This window comes from Vibrio rotiferianus CAIM 577 = LMG 21460 (assembly GCF_002741985.1).
GTDB classification, from domain to species: domain Bacteria; phylum Pseudomonadota; class Gammaproteobacteria; order Enterobacterales; family Vibrionaceae; genus Vibrio; species Vibrio rotiferianus.
Genome location: NZ_APHW01000086.1, coordinates 1 through 4,124 on the forward strand (window position 1 = coordinate 1; position 4,124 = coordinate 4,124).

The window sequence follows — 4,124 nt, forward strand, 5'->3', positions numbered from 1 at the left end:
ATAACGCCGCATTAAGTGGTGAACAACGCGACCACCCTAACCTAAACCTTGCCACATATAGCACTGAAGCCGACCTAAACTGAAATCGCCAAGCGTTGGGAATCCGTCTTAAATGCTTTGTTATGTTTTAGCACAATTCGTTGATTTACTTGGCAAAGAACTGAAGAATTGACCGTAATTTCTGAACCAAATCACAAGCTCGTACTCACTTGACCGACAGATGCGCCAAACCAGAAACGAGTAAGTCTACTTCCCTGCTAATGAGGCAACTCGCTCAAGGCTCAACAAGCGCCCTTTCTTAGCACAAGCAGCGCAGAACAATGGATATTTGCCGAGGCAACTGCCAAGGTTATTAGCTAATTGGGAAATACGCCCAAAGCGACTTTAAACCAGAGAAACAAAACGACTAAACCACCCGAAAACTAGAATGAAGCAACCCGCGAACCTTGGCATGTTTTACGGGCTGAGTGGTTTAAGAACTGGGCGATAATAGTGATTTGCTGAGTCTACTCCCAACGAATAACCAAAGGGGAAAAGAACGACTCAGAGGCATTTAAGCCATTGAAATTCCATTAAAACATAACGCCGCATTAAGGTGTGAGCAGCGCTTGGCTATACTTGAGCGAAGCGAAAATGCCAAACGTTGCGAATCACTCTTAAATGCTTTGTTAGAATTATTTGGCAATACTGACTTCGTCCATTGCTCTAACTAAGCCTTTAATAAAGCGAATTGCTTTCGCCAGATCTTCTCTTTTTACAAGGTGAGCTTGCTGTTGATTTGTATTGGCTTGATGTGCAGCATCACCACGCATAGATACAAACTGATCGAGTACTTTCTTTGCTTGCGATGGATAATAATTATCCCACTTCCAACTTTCCGTAACATCGATATCAAAATATGCTTTAAATAGTTGCTTAGTCTTTGCGGTGTTCGGATTGAAGAAGCGCTTCAAGTCTTCGTCTACTTTTCTTTGAACAAAATGCCCTAGCTGGCTTCCCTTTACAGAGAATAGCCAAACTTCAATTTCCTCATTAAACCGATTTTTGACGTAGGTTTCCCAAGCAGCGAGCGTAAGCACCAACCCCGCTCGCTTCAGCGATTCCGTATTGTAGGCTGATGAACCATTTTTTTCTTCGTCAAAACGTTCTAAGATCTCTTCAGCATCTTGTATTGAACGCTCAAACAACTCTCCGGATTTTGTCAAAACTTACTCCTAGCTTAATAATAATTCTAACGCCCTGTTAAGGGGTGAGCAACGCAATACCGAAGCTACCGCATACCACCTTAATCACTTAAACCGACGCATAGTAAAAATGCCACGCGTTGCGAATCCCTCTTGAACAGTTTGTTAGCCGCTCATTCCCAAAGGTTACTGCTTACTCAACAGGAACTTACGCAAATCTCTCTCTGCACGCATAACAAACAGAATAAACACTTTGTCACCGTCTTGTTTATAGAAAACACGACATGGATTAACGACAACTTCACGATAACTTAAATGTTCTAGCTCGGGTGGAATACGACCTGACTCTGGGAAAGTTTGTAGGCGTTCCACTTTGGAGAAGATCGTTTGTACTAACTGCTTTGCAGCTACGATATTTTCAAGTGCGATGTATTCAGCAATATCATTGAGGTCAGATAACGCTGGTTCAGTCCAGATTACTTCAGCCATTTTGACATTTTGTCCTTGGCTTCATCATGACTTACCACTTTACCGTCAGCTAGTGCACGCTCACCTCGTGCAATACCCTCAAGAATAGCTAAACGATTTTGCATAAATTCGTAGTCATCAACATCAACTAGATACGCAGATGGCTTACCATGCTCAGTAATTAACACGGGTTCTTTAGTGTCGTGGAGATCGGCGAGGATCTTAGTTGCTTGGCGTTTAAGTGATGTAACTACTTCTACTTTCATGAGAGCTGCTCCAAAGGAATACTAAAGTGATACTATTCTATCACTTTGAGTATAGCAAGCTCCATGACGGCTAACGCCCAATTAAGGTGTGAGGCACGCAATACTGATGTTGCTGCAGACCACCTTAAACACCAAAGCCGACGCATAGTAAAAATGCCACGCGTGCCGAATCACTCTTAAATTGTTTGTTATGTTTTTAACTGAATAGGATTTCCAGATGCTCTTTAAAGATTTTAGCTGGTACCACAAACTGATACCCTGTTTCAGTGGTAACGACAAAGTCCCCATATTTTTCGACTACTCGAGATGAAGCACCAAAATTTTTCTTAACAATATTAAAAGAAAACGCCTCTCCAGGCTCTAAAGTAACATTTGAAATGCGAGCCTCGGTAAAACCATCCCACATAAACTGTAACACTTGCTTCGACTCTGGTAACTGAGCTTGAAAATTTTTAATAAAGGTTTTAATCACTGAGTGATTTTCGAGCCTAATATTAATACCATTCATCGGTCCATGTATTGGATGTTCAGCATATGACATGGATAATGTAACCTTGATATGTGGTTTGGTAAGTTTATCATTCACAAAATTCAATCCGAGAAGCGTTGCAAATAAAGCTATCGATGTAACGATTGGCTCCATTTCTAAAGGAGCACCTGTTTGCCAGTTACTATCAACCGCCCAAATAATGGCGACAACAAGTGCTACCAAGTTCGCGCATACTGCGAATAAGAACCTGATATTTTCTCTTATAAAATCCAAAACTTTAGTCATAGCTTCCTTAAAAACATAACGCCGCATTAAGGTGTGAGCAGCGCTTGGCTATACTTGAGCGAAGCGAAACTGCCAAGCGTTGCGAATCACTCTTAAATGCTTTGTTATGGCGACACTTCAAATATTTCGTATTCACCAATCCCTTTAGAAAGCGTGACTATATATGTAGAGTCACTACTCACTGGCTCCAGTGTACACGTTTGAAAATGAAGTCTATATTCTAGCTCTGCCTTGTAGGAAGATGGTTTTTGCATCCATCTTAAACGGTTTATCTTAGACCGTTTAGGCTTGGACAGTTGCATTTCACCTTTGTCATACACAACTCTAGAAGCTTCAAAGCTAGGTGGGTTTTCCGCTAACTTTTCATCAGCTTTAATAGCTTCAGCAATGCGATTCAGAAATACTATGGGTTCCTTTACTTTTACTACATATTTACCAAATTTTTTGAGTTCTTCCGACGGCTTACCATTGACAGGCAACGACATACAATAGATAAAGTGAGAGTCATTAAATGTAGGTGCTACAACTCTTTCTATACCATCTATTACGGCAGCACCACCGTTCTTATCAATAACTATTGCTTCACCTGGTACTTGTGCCTCAGCTATCCCCTCTGCCATATCAACTCGGGTTTTATCTTCGGTGTCTTTGTAGTACTCCAGTGTTTGAAAACGAACGTTTCCTCTACAAAAGTCTTCAGCGTATTCAAGTTTAGAAAAAACACGATACAAAGGGGATGGGATAGCCCCAAAAATCTGTAAACGCTTCGAGATAATCCATGATGATTTCATCTGGGAAATTAGCTGTTTATATCGAACTCTACTACTCATTAATATTACCCTCTAACTTCATCAAGTACACTGAGCCTGGTGTCCCCCACAAAAAGTAGACAGTACATAACTACATACTTTCGTACTCAACTGGGCTGATGTACCCCAACGCTGAGTGTCTTCTTCTACGATTGTAAAATACCTCGATGTATTCGAAGATGCCCATTCGGGCTTCTTCGACTGTTTGATAGTCTTCTGCGTATATCAGTTCGACTTTCAGTCGACTGTAGAACGACTCCATCACCGCATTATCCCAACAGTTACCCTGCCGACTCATGCTCGGTACACCTCCATGCTTGCGCATGAAGTCTTGATATTTATATGCTCTGTATTGTACACCACGGTCCGAGTGGATAATGACGCCCTTAGGCGGCTTACGTGACTCAAACGCCATTTTTAGCGCATTGGTGATGAGCTCGACGGTCATCGTTGTCCCTAGAGACCAACCCACAATGCGCCTTGAATGCAGGTCCATCACTGTCGCCAAGAAGAGCCAACGGCTCTTCACCCAGATATACGTGATGTCCGTGACCCATTTCTGATTCGGTGTCTCAGATACAAAGTCTCTACGCAGTAAGTTGTCAGCAACATTCGTCATCGC

6 protein-coding genes are annotated in these 4,124 nt (G+C 42.0%); all 6 read right to left on the minus strand.

Translation table 11 applies throughout. The features are described from left to right. Nucleotides 1–674: 674 nt before the first annotated feature. Nucleotides 675–1,205, minus strand: coding sequence for a HEPN domain-containing protein (locus tag B853_RS16265; protein ID WP_038887875.1), 531 nt, complete (start codon nucleotides 1,203–1,205; stop codon nucleotides 675–677). A 165-nt stretch (nucleotides 1,206–1,370) separates the two neighbouring features. Next, entirely contained in the window at nucleotides 1,371–1,673 is a 303-nt protein-coding gene (locus B853_RS16270) for a type II toxin-antitoxin system RelE/ParE family toxin (protein ID WP_025796191.1), read from the minus strand. Beyond that, nucleotides 1,661–1,918: a type II toxin-antitoxin system Phd/YefM family antitoxin gene (locus B853_RS16275; protein ID WP_038887876.1), complete on the minus strand. Its 258-nt coding sequence runs from the start codon at nucleotides 1,916–1,918 to the stop codon at nucleotides 1,661–1,663. Before B853_RS16275 ends, B853_RS16270 begins: the two co-directional genes overlap by 13 nt. A gap of 196 nt (nucleotides 1,919–2,114) precedes the next feature. Continuing rightward, nucleotides 2,115–2,693, minus strand: coding sequence for a hypothetical protein (locus B853_RS16285; protein WP_038887878.1), 579 nt, complete (start codon nucleotides 2,691–2,693; stop codon nucleotides 2,115–2,117). Nucleotides 2,694–2,797: 104 nt separating this feature from the next. Next, entirely contained in the window at nucleotides 2,798–3,523 is a 726-nt protein-coding gene (locus tag B853_RS16290) for a hypothetical protein (RefSeq protein ID WP_038887880.1), read from the minus strand. A 70-nt stretch (nucleotides 3,524–3,593) separates the two neighbouring features. Then, on the minus strand, nucleotides 3,594–4,124 hold a 531-nt coding region (locus B853_RS16295), incomplete at its 5' end, for an IS3 family transposase (RefSeq protein ID WP_128826946.1).

Excerpts from the sequence above, each read along its gene's own strand:
- B853_RS16270 (WP_025796191.1), bottom strand. The coding sequence starts at position 1,673 with ATGGCTGAAGTAATCTGGACTGAACCAGCGTTATCTGACCTCAATGAT.
- B853_RS16275 (WP_038887876.1), bottom strand. The coding sequence starts at position 1,918 with ATGAAAGTAGAAGTAGTTACATCACTTAAACGCCAAGCAACTAAGATC.
- B853_RS16285 (WP_038887878.1), bottom strand. The coding sequence starts at position 2,693 with ATGACTAAAGTTTTGGATTTTATAAGAGAAAATATCAGGTTCTTATTC.
- B853_RS16290 (WP_038887880.1), bottom strand. The coding sequence starts at position 3,523 with ATGAGTAGTAGAGTTCGATATAAACAGCTAATTTCCCAGATGAAATCA.